We start from the raw sequence: 15,016 nt of genomic DNA on the forward strand, positions 1-15,016 counted from the left end.
AGCACGATCGCGGCGACGAACGTCAGGACGAGGTAGATCGCGAGGCGCCGTTGGGCCGCCGAGGTGCCACCCGTACCTCGCCGAGAACCGATGCGTTCCGGCAGGAGAAACGGCCCCAGCGTGGCGCGTCGGCCACCCGCGGCACGCGAACCGGTTCGTGGCCGGCTGGCCTGACGGCGGCGCCCGGGCACGGCATGGCCACGAGAGGCACGTCGTTCCGGCCTCGAGCCGACGCGACGACGGAGCCGCGCGAGCCGCCTCATGCCCGGCCTCGCGCTCGTTCACGAGCCGCCCAGCGGTTCCAGCGCCCGACGACGGCGAGGCCGATGACGCCGCCGACTACCACACGCACGAGCAGCGGCAGGACGGCGACGCCGACGCGGCCGCTCTGTGTCGCGGCGAGTGCGACGAGCGTCAGGTCGTGCACGAGGACGGCGAGAGCGGCGAGCGCCGCAGCCGACCAGGCACTCACCGTCGCGGCCACCCGCAGGCGTCGCAGGACGAGCACGGTCGCGATGATCGCCGCCGTATGCGCGACGATGTCGACGCCGCCGGGCGGCAGCACGACGGAGAGCACGAGCCCGGCGAGCAGCCAGCCGAGCGCGGCGAGCGCCCCCGCGTCGAGCACGACACTCACCGCGAGCGGCGCGCCCAGCCACGCCACCCATTGGCCCAGGTGCGGGGGCAGCAGGACGGCGACGACGCCCGCGCCGAGCGTCCACAGAGCCCGCGTCGCGGCGAGCGCGGACGGGCGCGCGAGGATCGTCGCGGGCTCGCGCAGCGGTTCGGGCGCGAAGAGGACGCGCTGTTCGGCGCTCGTCATCGCGACGCCCGCGGGCGCAGCACGCCGACGACGTCGAGGCTGCTGGGGTCGACGGCGGGGCGGACGGTGGCGCTGCGCTCCAGGCGGCCACGGTCGGGGTCGATCGAGGTGACCGTCCCGATGGGCAACCCCGCCGGGTACGGCCGGCCCTGGGGGCTGCCGGCGGTGACGACGCGGGCTCCCTTCGTCGCCGAACCGCCCGCCGCGAGAACGAGACTGACGGATCCCTCGGCGCGCGCGGCCACCCCGTCGGGCGCCGCTCCGCTGACGCGGGCCAGCGTGCCGCCCGGTTCGAGGCGCGCTCCGACGACGCTCGCCGGGTCAGTGATGAGCGTGACCGTCGCGGCGTGCTCGTCGACCGCCGTGACCCGTCCGACGAGCCCGCCGGCCGCGACGACGGCCTGCGCCGTCTCGAGCCCGGCGTCCCGGCCCGCGTCGATCTGGACGCGCCGGGCGTCACCGGCCGCCGTCGCGGGCGTGAACGCGACGACGCGCGCTGTCACGACGTCGCGTCCTGACGCGGCGAACGAGCGCGACAGCTTCGAAGCCTCGTCGACGACGTGGTCGGCGTCGCTGACGGCGGCGGCCCGCGCCTCGGCGCGGATGCGCGCTTCCTTCGCCTCGCGCAACGCGTCGTCGCGGGGGGTCACCCAGCCGGCGATCGCACCGAGCGCACCCGAGGTCAAGTGCTGACCCCGTGCGCGCAGCGCGGGTGAGGCGGTGAGCGCGAGCAGCAGGACGGCGAGCACGGCCACCGCGACGAGTCGGCCGCGGCGGTGCGGGTCGCGTCGCGGCGGGGCAGCACCGAATTCACCCGACGACCGCCGAACCGATCGCCCCCCGCGCCCGGATCTCGCCGTCGGTGACGACGTCGACCTTGTTCGCGCCCGGCGCGGGTTCTTCACCGCGTCACGGGCATGAGCAGCCCACGCATGAGGTCGTAGTTCTCGACGCACGCACCGGCGCCGAGGACGACGGCGTTCGCCGGGTCGGCGGCGACGCGGACGGGAACGGCGAGTTCGTGGTGCAGGCGCACGTCGAGCCCGCGCAGCTGCGCTCCCCCGCCGGTCAGGACGATGCCGGTGTCGAGGATGTCGCCGGCCAGCTCCGGCGGGCATGCGTCGAGGGTGGCGCGGACGGTGTCGCAGATCGCGAGCAGGGTCGGTTCCAGCGCGCGCCGGATCTCGACGCTCGTCACGGTGACGCTGCGCGGCAGCCCACCGATGAGGTCGCGTCCGCGCACCTCGCACGTCAGTTCCTCGGTGAGCGGGAAGGCGCTGCCGACGTCGAGCTTGATGCGTTCGGCGGTGCGTTCGCCGAGCAGCAGCGCGTATTCGTTCTTCAGGTGGGCTGCGATCGCGTCGTCGAGTTCGTGGCCGCCGAGGCGGACGGAGCGTGAGCGCACGACCCCGCCGAGGCTCGTGACGGCGACGTCGCTCGTGCCGCCGCCGATGTCGACGACCATCGACGCCTGCGTGGCCTGCACGTTGAGCCCGGCGCCGACTGCGGCGGCGACGGCTTCTTCGATGACGTCGACGTGGCGCGCGCCGGCGCGCATCGCGGCGTCCTCGAGGGCGCGGCGTTCGACGCCGGTCACCTCCGAGGGGACGCAGACGACGACGCGTGGGCGGATGAGGCGGGAGGGTCGCGAGCGGGCGATGAAGTAGCGCAGCATGCGCTCGGCGGCGTCGGCGTCGCTGATGACGCCGCCGACGAGGGGGCGGACGACGGAGACGCGCCCGGGGGCTCGTCCGAGCATCTCCTTGGCGTCGTGGCCGGCGGCGAGCAGGTCGCCGGTCGCCGCGTCGAGGGCGACGACGCTGGGTTCGTCGACGACGATGCCCTGCCCGCTCTCGTAGACGAGCGTGTGCGCCGTCCCGAGGTCGATCGCGAGATCACGCGAGGGGGTCTTCAGTCGTCCGAGCACCGGGTGAGTATTTCAAAGTTGTCTGGGTGCCGCCGTTCGCCGAGCAAGGGGCGGACGCAAATTCGCTGGCCGGGCGCCGCGCCGCGCCGGCACGGCACGATGACCGTGGCGCCGCCTGCGCCCAGCTCACGCCCGGCCTCAGCCCGGATGCGTCGGAGCGAAGGGAAGCGGATTCTCAGGCGGATCATCTCCCGCAGCATGCGCCTGACGCGTCGTGCGGCTGGGGCGTTCTCGACGCGCGAAAGCGATTGACATGACCCGAGATGCCGATTTCAAGAAGTTCGTGCGCGCCCGGATGGCCGCGTCTGACGCGACCTACCTGCAGGCACGCACCGAACTGACGCGGACGCAGCCTGCGATCGAACAGCCTCCGACCGACCGGGCGGCGTCCCCCATCCCGAACGGCGCGCCAAGCCCTCTCGCCCAGGACCCCATCATCCCGACGGCTCTGGGGAAGTCGGCTCGTCAGTTCTTCGACGACAGCCGCCTGCGCACCATCCCCACGAAGCGAACGAAGCGCATGGCCGTGCTCCTCGTCTCGTCACGCGTTTCGAACCGCGTCGAGCGTACCCGGAGGCCGAGGTGTCGCGGATGCTGGCTGAGGTCCACGAGGACCCTGCGTATCCGCGCTGCGAGCTCGTCAACGTCGGTTGTCTCCGGCGCGAAGCGGGTGAGTACACGTTGGCACCTGCGCCACCGGCCCGCGACACGCGGTGGGCCAGGAGTTTCCCCGCGAGGAGGCCGACGTGTTCGCGGCGCTGTGGCAGCGCACGCCGCAGCGGTGACGCCCGGCGTGGCGCTTCGTCGTGGCACTTCGACGGGGCGCGTGACGCGGCGGTCGTCTTGAGGCGTCCCCGTCCCGACGCGACGCACTGCGGTGCAGCTCGGCCCACTGTCGCTCGTCCCGGTGCCGTGGCGGGTTGGCCGACGGTGACCGTACGATGGGGGCATGACCCCGGACGCTGCTCGCGCGCTGCTGGTCGAGAAACGTCGGGAGACGGTGGCTCGCCTGCGGGGGTTGGATGAGAGTTGGGCCGACATCGTCGAGTCGGCGCGCGATGCGAACATCGACGACGAGCACGACCCGGAGGGTTCGACGGTCGCCGTCGCCCGGGCCCAGGTCTCGTCGCTGGCTGACGAGGGACGTGGCCGACTCGCTGCGATCGACGCTGCGCTCGCACGCGTCGACGTGGGAACGTTCGGTGTGTGCGAACGCTGCGGCGCGACGATTCCGGACGCTCGTCTCGAGGCTCGCCCGACAGCCACCCGCTGCGTCACGTGCGCGGCAGCGCGCTGAGCCCCACCCCCTGCCGTCCGGGTGAGCCCGATGTGCAGTCAACGCCTCACCGCACACCGATCCTCGCTCGGTGGCATGCGCATCCGATCAGCGCCTCACCGGAACCGACCCTCGATCCACGCGAACGCGGGCCCGGGATGACGGACGCCGCCCCGGCCGGACACCGAGCGTGCGAGGTGAGCGGTCGAGGCGGCGTCCGTCATCCCGCCCGAAGCTGTGTCGCACCGAGCGAGCGACAGGTGTGGGCGAGCCTGCGAGCCCACACCTGTCGCTCACCGGAAGACACAGCGAGGGAAGGTCAGAACCAGATCGCGATCTCGCGTTCGGCGGATTCGGTGGAGTCGGAACCGTGGACGATGTTCTGCTGCACCTTGAGGCCCCAGTCGCGGCCGAGGTCGCCGCGGATGGATCCGGGGGCCGCTTCGGTGGGGTTGGTGGCGCCGGCGAGGGAGCGGAAGCCCTTGATGCAGTCGTTGCCTTCGATGACCGCGACGACGATGGGGCCGGAGCTCATGAATTCGACGAGCGGTTCGTAGAAGGGCTTGCCTTCGTGTTCGGCGTAGTGTGCAGCGAGCTGGTCGCGCGTCGCCTCCGTCACCTGCAGCTTGGCGATCGTGTAGCCCTTCGCTTCGATGCGGCGCAGCACCTCGCCGGTGAGGCCGCGGCGGTAGCCGTCGGGCTTGATGATGACGAGGGAGCGTTCGAGCTGTGCGGTCATGGTGTCCTCCAGGCAGAGAGTGCGGATCTTCCCCCAACCTATCGAAGGTCGGGGGCAGATCATGAATGCCGTTCGTCGCGGCGGGCGCGTGGATCGCTCAGTTGACGGCGGCGTCGATCGTGCCGGTCGCGAGCAGCCCGAAGACGACGAGTGCGAGCGCGATGCGGTAGATGACGAACGGGCGGAAGTTGTGCGTCGAGATGTATCGCATGAACCAGGAGATGACGACGTAGCCGACACCGAACGCGAGCAGTGTCGCGATGGCGATCATGCCCCAACTGCCGGAGTCGTGATCCTTGCCCTTGCTGATGACGTCCATGAGTTCGAGCAGGCCGGACGACAGCACCGCCGGGATGGCGAGCAGGAACGAGTAGCGAGCCGCGGCGGGTCGGGAGTAGCCCATGAACAGACCACCGGCGACGGTGCCGCCCGAGCGCGAGACGCCGGGGATGAGGGCGAGTGCCTGGAAGAAGCCGTACTTGACGCCGTCGGCCCACGTCAGCTCGTCCAGGCCCTTCTCGTGATGGCCTTCCTCGACGCGCTTGTCGGAGACGACATCGGCCAGCATGATGACGAGCGCGAAGACGAGCAGCATCGTCGCGGTGATCCACAGGTTGCGCAGCGTGCCCTCGATCGCGCTCTTGAACAGGATGCCGAGGATGCCGATCGGCAGGGTGCCGATGATGACGAGCCAGCCCATCCGCGCGTCGGGGTCGTCCTTCGCGACGTGGCCGCGCAGCGAGCCGAACCACGCCTTGATGATGCGGACGATGTCCTTCCAGAAGTACACGAGGACGGCCGTCTCCGTGCCGAGCTGGTTGATGGCGGTGAACGCGGCGCCGCCGCCGTCGTTGTCGAAGAACACGCGACCGACGAGCAGTTGGTGCGCCGACGACGAGATCGGCAGGAACTCGGTGAGCCCTTGCACGATGCCGAGGACGACGGCCTCGAGCCAGTTCATGAATACTCCCTCATGAAGTTACGGGTGAGCTCGTCCATCTTGTCGCCCTGTACGAGCGCCGTGATCCACAGCGCGAGGAAGATGAGGCCGACGACGAGCATGGACGGGACGACGAACGCGGTGAGCAGCGTCGCTGCCTGCAGCACCCATCCCAACGGAATGCCGAGCGGTTTGCGCATCGACGCGCTGGAATACAGGCAGAGCACAGCCAGCGCAATGCCGACCCAGAGCAACGTCGTCGCGTTGCCGCCACCGTCGGGGTGTCGGGAGTGGTCGAGGCCCCACGCGACGAGCGCGAAGAAGAACAGGACGAACGCCTGGCAGCCGATGACGGCGCCCGCGAGCTGTCGCGTCTTTTTCTCGCCGACGCCGGTGAAGCGGAGGCGGCGGATCCATTCGGCGATCATGACGACGTCACCCCCAGCAGCATGCGCACGTCCGCGGCCGTGACGACGGAGCCCGTCGCGAGGACGCCACCTCCGACGCCTTCGTCGTCGGCGAGGGCCGCCGCGCGGTCGAGGGCGTCCGGCAGGCTGTCGACGACGGTGACGCGATCGTCGCCGTACAGTTCGGCGGCGAGCTGGCCGAGTTCGCGCGGATCCATCGAGCGCGGCGACGTGTTGCGCGTGACGACGACGTGGTCGAGCGTCGGTTCGAGCGCGAGCAGCAGCTCTTCGGCGTCCTTGTCGGCGAGCACGGCGACGAGCCCGACGAGGCGGTTGAACTGGAAGGAATCCGCGAGCGCCTCACGCAGTGCCTGCGCGCCGGCCGGGTTGTGCGCGGCGTCGACGAGGACTGTCGGCGAGCGCCGCACCACCTCGAGTCGCCCGGGCGAGGTGACGGCGTCGAGCGCGGCGCGCAGCACGCCGTCGTCGATCTTAGTCTCTCCTCCCCCGAGGAACGCCTCGACGGCGGCGATCGCCGTCGCGGCGTTGTGTGCCTGGTGCGCGCCGAACAGGGGCAGGAAGAGGTCGTCGTACTCGCCGGCGAGGCCCTTGAGGGAGATCATCTGCCCGCCGACGGCCGCCTCGCGCGCGGTGACGGCGTACGCGTCGCCCTCGCGCAGCATCGTCGCGTCGACCTCGAGGCACTGTTCGCGCAGGATCTCGTCGACCTCCGGCACCTGCGCGGCGACGACGGCGAACGCGCCGGGCTTGATGATGCCCTTCTTCTCGTGCGCGATGTCCTCGACCGTGTCACCGAGCAGCCGCTGGTGATCGAGCGCCACGGGCGTGACGACGCTGACGACGCCGTCGGCGACGTTCGTCGCGTCCCACGCGCCGCCGAGGCCGACCTCGACGATTGCGACGTCGACGGGCGCGTCCGCGAACACGGCGTAGGCGAGGACGACGATGACCTCGAAGTACGTCATCCGCACGCCGCCGTTGCTCGTGCTCTCGTGGTCGACGATCGCGATGAACGGTTCGATGTCGTCCCACACGCGCACGAGTCGTTCGACGTCGACGGGTTCGCCGTCGAGGCTGATGCGCTCACGGAAGTCGTGCAGGTGCGGTGAGGTGAACCGCCCTGTCTTCAAACCGTGTTCGCGCACGAGCCGCTCGAGGATGCGGGTCGTCGACGTCTTGCCGTTCGTGCCCGTGAGGTGGATCATCGGGAAGCTCGTCTGCGGGTCGCCGAGCAGTTCCATCGCGCGACGCACACGTTCGAGGGACGGTTCGGGGTTGTTCTCCGGGGTGCGCGCGAGGATCTCGTCCTCGATCTCGCGCGCCCGCAGCCGCAGCGCTGCAGCTTCCTCGGCCTCGCGAGCGGCGGCCCGGGGGTCGCCGCTGCGCTGGGCCTTCTTGCTCACGAGGTTGTCGCCGACGATGCCCGTCGTCAGGGCGCGCTCCGTGGGGTCGGCGGCGTCGCCCGTCTCAGCGCCCGGGCCGGCCGAGCCGTCACCGATGACGTGCTCGGCGACGTACTCGTCGAGATCCATCTCCTCGTTCGCGTGTCCGAACGATTCGCCCTGGATGCCGAATGTCGCGTACCCGTCGCGGGGGCTCTCACCCTCGACGAGGTGTTCGTTGACGTCGGCGCCGTCGAATCCGTCGCCGTCGTAGTCGTTCTCGTCGCGCGGACGCTGGTCGCTCATTTGTTCTCCACCTTCTTCACGACGATACGCACCTGCTGCTTGTCGCCGACCTCGACGCTCGTGCCGACGCCGTCGGGCAGCTGGTGCGCCGCGCCCGCCGAACCGAACTGCACCGCGAGCGTCTCACGCATGATGAGGTCCTGGTGCGCGACGGTCGCCGCCCACACCTCGTCGTCACCGGTGATGGTGAGCGAGATACGGTCGGAGATGTCGAGACCGGCGTCGCGCCGGGCCTGCTGAACGGCGCGCACGATGTCGCGCGCGAGGCCCTCGGCGGCGAGCTCCGGCGTCACCTGCGTGTTGAGGACGACGAAGCCACCACCGGGCAGCATCCCGGCGGCTGTGTCGGCGCCGGCCTTCTCGGTGTCGACGACCATGTCGAGCGTGTACTCGCCTTCCTCGAGCGCGAGCCCACCGGCGGTGACGACGCCGTCGGCGCCCAGCGACCAGTCACCGGACTTGCTGCCCTTGATGGCTTGCTGCACGTTCTTGCCGAGCCGAGGGCCGGCCGCGCGAGCGTTGACGGTGAGGCGCCGGCTGACGCCGAGCGCATCCGCGTCGACGTTCGCCGAGTCGGCGAGCACGACGTTCTTGACGTTGACCTCGTCGGAGATCAGATCGGCGAACTGCTCCAACGGGTGCGGGTTCTCACCGACGAACGTCACCGACTCCAGCGGCAGGCGCACGCGCAGCTTCTCGGCCTTTCGGATGGCGAGCGTCGCGGAGCACACCTCACGGGCGCGGTCCATCGCCGTGACGAGGTCGGCGTCCGCGGGCAGGTCGCCGGCGACGGGGAAGTCGGTGAGGTGCACCGAGCGTCCGCCCGTCAGGCCGCGCCAGATCTGCTCGGTCTCGAACGGCAGCAGCGGCGCGGCGGCGCGCGTCACGACCTCGAGCGCGGTGTAGAGCGTGTCGAACGCCTCGTTGCTCGACGCCTCGTGCTCGGTGCCCGTGCTCGCGGACGATCCGGTGCCCCAGAACCGCTCGCGGCTGCGGCGGATGTACCAGTTCGTCAGCACGTCGAGGAAGCTGCGGACGCTGTCGCACGCCCCCGCGATGTCGTACGCGTCCATCTGCGTCTGCACCTGCGCGACGAAGTCGTGCAGCTTGGCGAGCAGGTAACGGTCTAGCACGTCGTTCGACGCCGTCGACCACTGCGCGTCGTAACCCTCACCACCGTTTGCGGCGTTCGCGTAGAGCGCGAAGAACGAGTACGCGTTCCACAGCGGCATCATGACCTGACGCACGCCGTCACGGATGCCCTGCTCGGTGACGGACAGGTTGCCGCCGCGCAGGATCGGGCTCGACATGAGGAACCAGCGCATCGCGTCGGCGCCGTCACGGTCGAACACCTCGGACACGTCCGGGTAGTTGCGCAGCGACTTGCTCATCTTCTGCCCGTCGCTGCCGAGCACGATGCCGTGGCAGATGACGGAGGAGAACGCGGGCTTGTCGAACAGCGCCGTCGCGAGGATGTGCAGCGTGTAGAACCAGCCGCGCGTCTGACCGATGTACTCGACGATGAAGTCGGCCGGGAAGTGGTTCTCGAACCACGCCTCGTTCTCCATCGGGTAGTGCACCTGCGCGTAGCTCATCGAGCCCGAGTCGAACCAGACGTCGAGGACGTCGTCGACCCGACGCATCGTCGACTTCCCCGACGGGTCGTCGGGGTTCGGGCGCGTCAACTCGTCGACGAACGGACGGTGCAGGTCGACCTCGCCGTCAGCATTGCGGGGCAAGGCGCCGAAGTCACGTTCGATCTCCTCGAACGAGCCGTAGACGTCGAGGCGCGGGAACTCCGGGTTGTCCGACTTCCACACGGGAACGGGGCTGCCCCAGAAGCGGTTTCGGGTGATCGACCAGTCGCGCGCGTTCTCCAACCACTTGCCGAACTGGCCGTGCTTGACGTTGCCCGGCACCCAGTCGATCTCCTCGTTGAGCGCGAGCATGCGCTCCTTGATCGCCGTCACCTCGACGAACCAGGAGCTCACCGCCATGTAGATGAGCGGCTGACGGCAGCGCCAGCAGTGCGGGTAGGAGTGGTCGTAGCTCTCGCGGCGCACGAGGACGGTGCCGTCGCTGGCGTGCCCGGCGTTCGCAATGTCGCCCTTGGTCGCCGCTTTGAGGTGGTCGATGACGTGCGGGTTCGCGTCGAACACCTGCATGCCCTCGTAGTCGCTCACCGGGTAGGTGAACCGGCCGTCGGGGCCGACGGGCACGACGACGGGGATGCCGGCCGCGTCGGTCGCGGCCTTGTCCTCCTCACCGAACGCGGGAGCCATGTGGACGAGGCCCGTACCGTCGTCGGTCGTGACGTAGTCGGCCGACAGGATGCGCCACGCCTTGCCCACGACGCGCTCGTCGTCGAGGAAGTACGTGAACGGCGCGGTGTAGGTGAGGCCGACGAGCTCGGAGCCCTTCATGCGACGCACGACCTTCGCGGCAAGCGCGTCGGCGTCGAGCTTCTCGCCGAACAGGTCCTTGCTGTAGGCCGCGAGGCGCGCCTCGGCGATGACGTACTTCTCGTCGCTGCCGGTCGGGCCGGAGGCCTCGACGACGACGTAGTCGATGTCCGGGCCGACGGAGACGGCGAGGTTGCTCGGAAGCGTCCACGGCGTCGTCGTCCAGATGAGGGCCTTCTCCCCCGTCTCGAGCGTGAAACCGACCGTCACCGCCGGGTCCTGACGGTTCTTGTAGACGTCCTCGTCCATGCGCAGCTCGTGGTTGGACAGCGGCGTCTCGTCGTTCCAGCAGTACGGCAGCACGCGCAGGCCCTCGTAGATGAGGCCCTTGTCGTAGAGCGACTTGAACGCCCAGATGACCGACTCCATGTAGCCCGAGTTGTACGTGCGGTAGCCGCGCTCGAAGTCGACCCAGCGGCCCATGCGGGTGACGTAGTCCTCCCAGTCGGAGGCGTATTTCATGACGCTCTTCTTCGCGGCGTCGTTGAACTTCTCGATCCCCATGTCGAGGATGTCGTCCTTGGTCTTGAGGCCGAGCTGGCGCATCGCCTCGAGCTCGGCGGGCAGGCCGTGCGTGTCCCAGCCGAAGACGCGGTCGACGCGCTTTCCGCGCATCGTCATGTACCGCGGGACGAGGTCCTTGACGTAACCCGTCAGCAGGTGGCCGTAGTGCGGCAGGCCGTTCGCGAAGGGCGGGCCGTCGTAGAAGACGAACTCGTTGTCGCCGTTCTCGCCGGCGTCGCGCTGCTCAATCGAGGCCTGGAACGTGTCGTCGCGCCGCCAGTAGTCGAGGACGGCCTTCTCGATGGACGGGAAGTTCGGGCTGCTCGGCACGCCCTTGGGGATGCCGAACGCCTCGCCGGTGCCGGGGGTCGTGGCGGCCGCTCCCGCTGCGTCATCGGGGGTCGCTGCCGCGTGCTCTCGCGTGAGGTCGACCTTGGGGTAGGTCATGGTGGCATCCTTTGCGCGTCAGATCGTCGAGCAAGGACGACGTCGCCGGCGTGTGCCGGGTGGCCGCGGTACCACCTTGCTTGCCATCTCGAACCCGCGCTCTCGCCCGGTGGCGGGCGCACGAGGAGCGACATGACCGCTTCATGCCGGCTGTGACGGGCCACTCCCGCCCGGTTCTACTGGGGTGCGCTCGCGGTGTGCGCAACCTGTTCTTCCGGGGACTCGCCGCTGATTACGGCTCGAACGTCGTTGCCACCATGTTACCCGCCGTGGCGGAGTGTTCGATCGCACGGGCAAGCCGGTGCCCCCCGGCCTGTTGCCACCTGCCCCGGAGCGACTCGACGAGCCCGGACCAGCTGCACCAGTGGTGAGTCGGCCAGCCCGGGCCGACTGCATGAGTAATGTGCATCTGCACGACTTTCATGACGCACATTCCTCGTGCAGATGCACGATTCTCGGGCAGCTGAGAAACCGGCCGCTGCGGGCAGGATCTGTGGGGCCGGGAAGCGCAGCAACGGGCCCACCGAGCAGATGGAGCCGGGCCCGCCGCGTGGTCTTCGTTGCGAACCGACCCGGGCCCGCCGCGCAGTCTTCGTTACCGTGAGTCCAGCCCCGCCGCCCTGCCGACCATGCCTGTCGACGGGCCCACCCTTTTGAGGAGAACATCATGACGTCTCGCCCCACCGTCCTCGTCACCGGCGGTACGCGCGGCATCGGCCGCGCCATCTGTGACGCCCTGGCCGCCGATCACGACCTCATCATCGGCGGCACGTCCGCCGACGCCGTGGCCGAGGCGTGTGCGCGATACGAGAACGCCCGGCCGTTCGTCGCGGATCTGGCGGACGAGGCCTCGACGACTCGCGCCGTCGAAGCTCTCGGATTGACGCGTCTCGACGGCGTCGTCCACTCCGCCGGTGTGCTCGGCAGCGGCGCGCTGACGGATCTGCGTCGTGACGACTGGCGCCGCACGTTCGAGATCAACGTCGTCGCCGTCGCCGATCTGACGCGGCTGCTCCTGCCCGCCCTGGAGGCGGCTCGCGGCACCGTCGTCGTCATCAACTCCGGTTCGGGGCTGACGGCGGGTGGCCCCGGCGGCGTCTACTCGGCGTCGAAATTCGCAGCCCGCGCCCTCACGGACGCGATGCGAGAGGAGCTGCGCCCGAGGGGGATCCGCGTCTCGTCCGTGCACCCGGGGCGGGTGGCGACCGACATGCAGGTCGAGCTCAATTCCTTCGAGGGCCGCGAGTACGACGAGGCGAACTACCTGCGGCCCGAGTCGGTCGCGAGCGCCGTCCGCCTCGCCCTCACGGCGACGCCGGACGCGAACGTCGACATGATCTCCGTCCGCCCCGGCCCGCGATGAATCACCTGAGCGACACCATGGGCACGCGTGTCCCTGGTCAGTGCAGCACCCACTGAGAGAAACTCCACGCGCCCCACAGCATGAGGAAGAGGCTCCACGAAGTGACCAGCACGATCGTCAATCCGCACCCGATGTCTCCGGCGCGTTCACGCCAGCCGGCTGTGTAGCCCTCCTGCGGGGCCCGGTCCCCGTGCCATCGCCGCGGCTCGCCCGCCTCGACACGCAACTGCGCAACCTGCGGCGCCGTGGACACCATGCGAACCCGTCTGGGGATGCTGCGCCACTGCGCCGCAGGCCCTCCGCGGAAGGTCCGCCACGCGGCAATTGCTTCTCGCGCCACTTCGTCGTCGCGCCCCAGGACGAAGAGCAGCGCGCCCGCCGCGGGCAGATCCCCCATCTCGAGGTGCACCTGCGCGAGCAGCGCGATGACCTCGTCGTCGGGCGACTCCACGAGATAACTCGTCAAGCGCTGACGAGCCATCCAGAGGCGGCCTTGCGCAATGTCGCCGCGGGCTCGGTCGAGGGCGGTCATGGCCCTGATGATGCCCTACCGGCGGGCCGACGCACGACCCCATTCTCAGCGCGTCATTCCACCGTCACCGACTTGGCGAGGTTGCGGGGCTTGTCGATGTCGTGCCCGAGCACCTGCACGTCACTCGCTCAGCGCTGGCGCGCCATTCGCCCGGTATGACAAAGCACGCCCCACTTCCATTGAAGTGGGGCGGGCATCGTCCTTGATCACCGAGGTGGGTGTTCGGGGCTCCCGCAGGTCAGCGCATGACCACAGGCTGGCGGATCAGCGCTGACGCTGCTCGCGCACCATGCGGTGCGTCAGGAGGGCGTGCTGGACGCCGTCACCCTTCGTCAGTGCGTCGGGGCTGACGGTGCCGCCGAGCGGCAGCATCGGCGTGAACGAGTAGAGCTCGCCCTCACCGAGCAGCCCCAGCTTGGTGCGCGCACCCTGGTGCGGTCCGCGCAGGTCCGCGAGGTGCGACGACGGCCCGACGAGGTGCTCGGCGAAGAACTCGTCGGCCGACTCGGCAACGACGAGGTTGGTCAGGAAGTGCGGGTCGAGGCACTGCACGCGGCCGTCCTCGTCGAGGTGGTAGACGTGGCCGAAGCTCGTGACGGCGAACGGGATGCTCGCGACACCGACACCGAACCACTCCTGCAGCACGGGCGTCCACACGGCGGGGTCGACGAGCTGCAGCTCCTGCTTGCCGTACCAGCCGATGCCGTGGTCGCGGTACAGCGCGAGCAGCGACTGCGGCAGCCGGTCGGCCGCGTACTCGACGAACGCGGGCCCCACGGGGGTGACGTCGCTCGGCGCGAAACGCGCGACGAAGGGCTCGATCGCGGCGGCGCCGCGCGGCGTGGCGTTCATGTTCGTGTGCTCCCTCGTCCGAGCGACGTCTCGCCCTGATTCTCCTGCGCGCCCGGCATGTGGGCGCGTCGTCGGCCATCTGCTCATAGCCTAGGCCCCCGCCCCTGCGTTGTCGCACCGAGCCCGCCTCGCCGCCGCCGGTCGCACCAGGACGTCAGGCATGGAAAAATGACCCCATGACTTCCGACACCACCCCAGCCCAGCAGACGCCGCCCGGCGCCCGCACGATGCCCGACAAGCCCACCGTCGACGGCCTCGAGGACGTCTGGGGCCAGGTATGGAAGGAACGCGGCACGTACACGTTCGACCGCGAGCGCGCCCTGCAGCTGCCGCGCGAGCAGGTCTTCGCCATCGACACTCCCCCGCCGACCGCATCGGGCAGCCTGCACGTCGGGCACGTGTTCAGCTACACCCACACCGACTGCATGGCGCGCTACCAGCGCATGCAGGGGCGCGAGGTCTTCTACCCGATCGGTTGGGACGACAACGGCCTGCCGACGGAGCGTCGCGTCCAGAACTACTACGGCGTGCGCGGCGACGCGACGAAGCCCTACATCGAGAACTACACCCCGCCGCTCGAGGGCGCCGAGGGCAAGAGCGTCAAGGCCGCCGACCAGCAGCCGATCGGGCGAAAGAACTTCATCGAGCTGTGCGACGTGCTCACCGTCAAGGACGAGGAGACCTTCGAGGCACTCTTCCGCCGCCTCGGCATCAGCGTCGACTGGAACGTGCAGTACCGCACGATCGACGAGCGCTCGCGCGCCGTCGCGCAGCAGGCGTTCCTGCGCAACCTGAAGCGCGGCGAGGCCTACCAGCAGGAGGCACCGGGGCTGTGGGACGTCACGTTCCAGACGGCCGTCGCCCAGGCTGAGCTCGAGGCGCGCGACTACCCGGGCGCCTATCACCGCGTCGCCTTCCACACGAGCGACGGCGAGAACGTCTACATCGAGACGACGCGCCCCGAACTGCTGCCCGCCTGCGTCGCCCTCATCGCCCACCCCGACGACGAGCGCTACCAGCCGCTGTTCGGCACGA

The 15,016-nt window shown here is 69.9% G+C and carries 14 protein-coding genes and 1 pseudogene; 4 read left to right on the forward strand and 11 right to left on the reverse strand.

Annotation, left to right across the window (positions count from 1 at the left end; all coding sequences use genetic code 11):
• From B2284_RS11520 to mreB, 4 genes are all read right to left on the reverse strand, one after another.
• Positions 1 to 191 (reverse strand): hypothetical protein (locus B2284_RS11520; RefSeq protein WP_286697547.1); only part of this gene is annotated, 191 nt, incomplete at its 3' end.
• 68 nt (positions 192 to 259) lie between these two features.
• Positions 260 to 823 (reverse strand): hypothetical protein, encoded by a 564-nt coding sequence (locus B2284_RS11525; RefSeq protein WP_006946343.1) that lies wholly within the window; start codon positions 821 to 823, stop codon positions 260 to 262.
• Positions 820 to 1,578: a rod shape-determining protein MreC gene (mreC, locus tag B2284_RS11530; protein WP_074046026.1), complete on the reverse strand. Its 759-nt coding sequence runs from the start codon at positions 1,576 to 1,578 to the stop codon at positions 820 to 822. Before mreC ends, B2284_RS11525 begins: the two co-directional genes overlap by 4 nt.
• Positions 1,579 to 1,724: 146 nt before the next feature.
• The gene (gene mreB / locus B2284_RS11535) at positions 1,725 to 2,750 is read right to left on the reverse strand and encodes a rod shape-determining protein (protein ID WP_074040534.1); all 1,026 of its coding nucleotides are present in this window, start codon (positions 2,748 to 2,750) and stop codon (positions 1,725 to 1,727) included.
• 549 nt (positions 2,751 to 3,299) lie between these two features.
• Here mreB and B2284_RS14520 point away from each other — a divergent pair.
• Both B2284_RS14520 and B2284_RS11540 read left to right on the forward strand, forming a co-directional pair.
• Positions 3,300 to 3,776, forward strand: a pseudogene (locus B2284_RS14520) (DUF2087 domain-containing protein); the annotation flags it as partial.
• Entirely contained in the window at positions 3,700 to 4,047 is a 348-nt protein-coding gene (locus tag B2284_RS11540) for a TraR/DksA family transcriptional regulator (protein ID WP_062257508.1), read from the forward strand. The pseudogene B2284_RS14520 and the gene B2284_RS11540, both read left to right, overlap by 77 nt.
• Before the next feature lie 298 nt (positions 4,048 to 4,345).
• Here the strand turns inward: B2284_RS11540 and ndk are convergent, their stop codons facing one another.
• The 5 genes from ndk to ileS form a co-directional block, all read right to left on the reverse strand.
• Positions 4,346 to 4,765 (reverse strand): nucleoside-diphosphate kinase, encoded by a 420-nt coding sequence (ndk, locus tag B2284_RS11545; protein WP_062257506.1) that lies wholly within the window; start codon positions 4,763 to 4,765, stop codon positions 4,346 to 4,348.
• A 97-nt stretch (positions 4,766 to 4,862) separates the two neighbouring features.
• Positions 4,863 to 5,726 (reverse strand): undecaprenyl-diphosphate phosphatase, encoded by an 864-nt coding sequence (locus B2284_RS11550; protein WP_136788464.1) that lies wholly within the window; start codon positions 5,724 to 5,726, stop codon positions 4,863 to 4,865.
• Positions 5,723 to 6,133 carry a DUF4233 domain-containing protein gene (locus tag B2284_RS11555; RefSeq protein WP_074046029.1) on the reverse strand — a complete coding sequence of 137 codons (411 nt, stop codon included), beginning with the start codon at positions 6,131 to 6,133 and terminating at the stop codon, positions 5,723 to 5,725. The genes B2284_RS11550 and B2284_RS11555 overlap by 4 nt, the downstream gene beginning before the upstream one ends.
• The gene (locus tag B2284_RS11560; protein WP_136788463.1) at positions 6,130 to 7,821 is read right to left on the reverse strand and encodes a bifunctional folylpolyglutamate synthase/dihydrofolate synthase; all 1,692 of its coding nucleotides are present in this window, start codon (positions 7,819 to 7,821) and stop codon (positions 6,130 to 6,132) included. Before B2284_RS11560 ends, B2284_RS11555 begins: the two co-directional genes overlap by 4 nt.
• Positions 7,818 to 11,234 carry an isoleucine--tRNA ligase gene (gene ileS / locus B2284_RS11565; RefSeq protein ID WP_136788462.1) on the reverse strand — a complete coding sequence of 1,139 codons (3,417 nt, stop codon included), beginning with the start codon at positions 11,232 to 11,234 and terminating at the stop codon, positions 7,818 to 7,820. The genes B2284_RS11560 and ileS overlap by 4 nt, the downstream gene beginning before the upstream one ends.
• Before the next feature lie 667 nt (positions 11,235 to 11,901).
• On the opposite strand from ileS, the gene B2284_RS11570 reads away from it, so the two are divergent.
• The gene (locus tag B2284_RS11570; RefSeq protein ID WP_074046031.1) at positions 11,902 to 12,597 is read left to right on the forward strand and encodes an SDR family oxidoreductase; all 696 of its coding nucleotides are present in this window, start codon (positions 11,902 to 11,904) and stop codon (positions 12,595 to 12,597) included.
• A 37-nt stretch (positions 12,598 to 12,634) separates the two neighbouring features.
• Here B2284_RS11570 and B2284_RS11575 read toward each other — a convergent pair whose 3' ends face one another.
• Positions 12,635 to 13,129, reverse strand: coding sequence for a DUF6584 family protein (locus B2284_RS11575; protein ID WP_040014439.1), 495 nt, complete (start codon positions 13,127 to 13,129; stop codon positions 12,635 to 12,637).
• Positions 13,130 to 13,393: 264 nt separating this feature from the next.
• Positions 13,394 to 13,981: a GAD-like domain-containing protein gene (locus B2284_RS11580; RefSeq protein ID WP_006944396.1), complete on the reverse strand. Its 588-nt coding sequence runs from the start codon at positions 13,979 to 13,981 to the stop codon at positions 13,394 to 13,396.
• A 176-nt stretch (positions 13,982 to 14,157) separates the two neighbouring features.
• Here B2284_RS11580 and B2284_RS11585 point away from each other — a divergent pair.
• Positions 14,158 to 15,016 (forward strand): class I tRNA ligase family protein (locus tag B2284_RS11585; RefSeq protein ID WP_286697548.1); only part of this gene is annotated, 859 nt, incomplete at its 3' end.

The organism is Dermacoccus sp. UBA1591, from assembly GCF_002322065.1.
In the GTDB taxonomy this organism is placed as follows: domain Bacteria; phylum Actinomycetota; class Actinomycetes; order Actinomycetales; family Dermatophilaceae; genus Dermacoccus; species Dermacoccus nishinomiyaensis.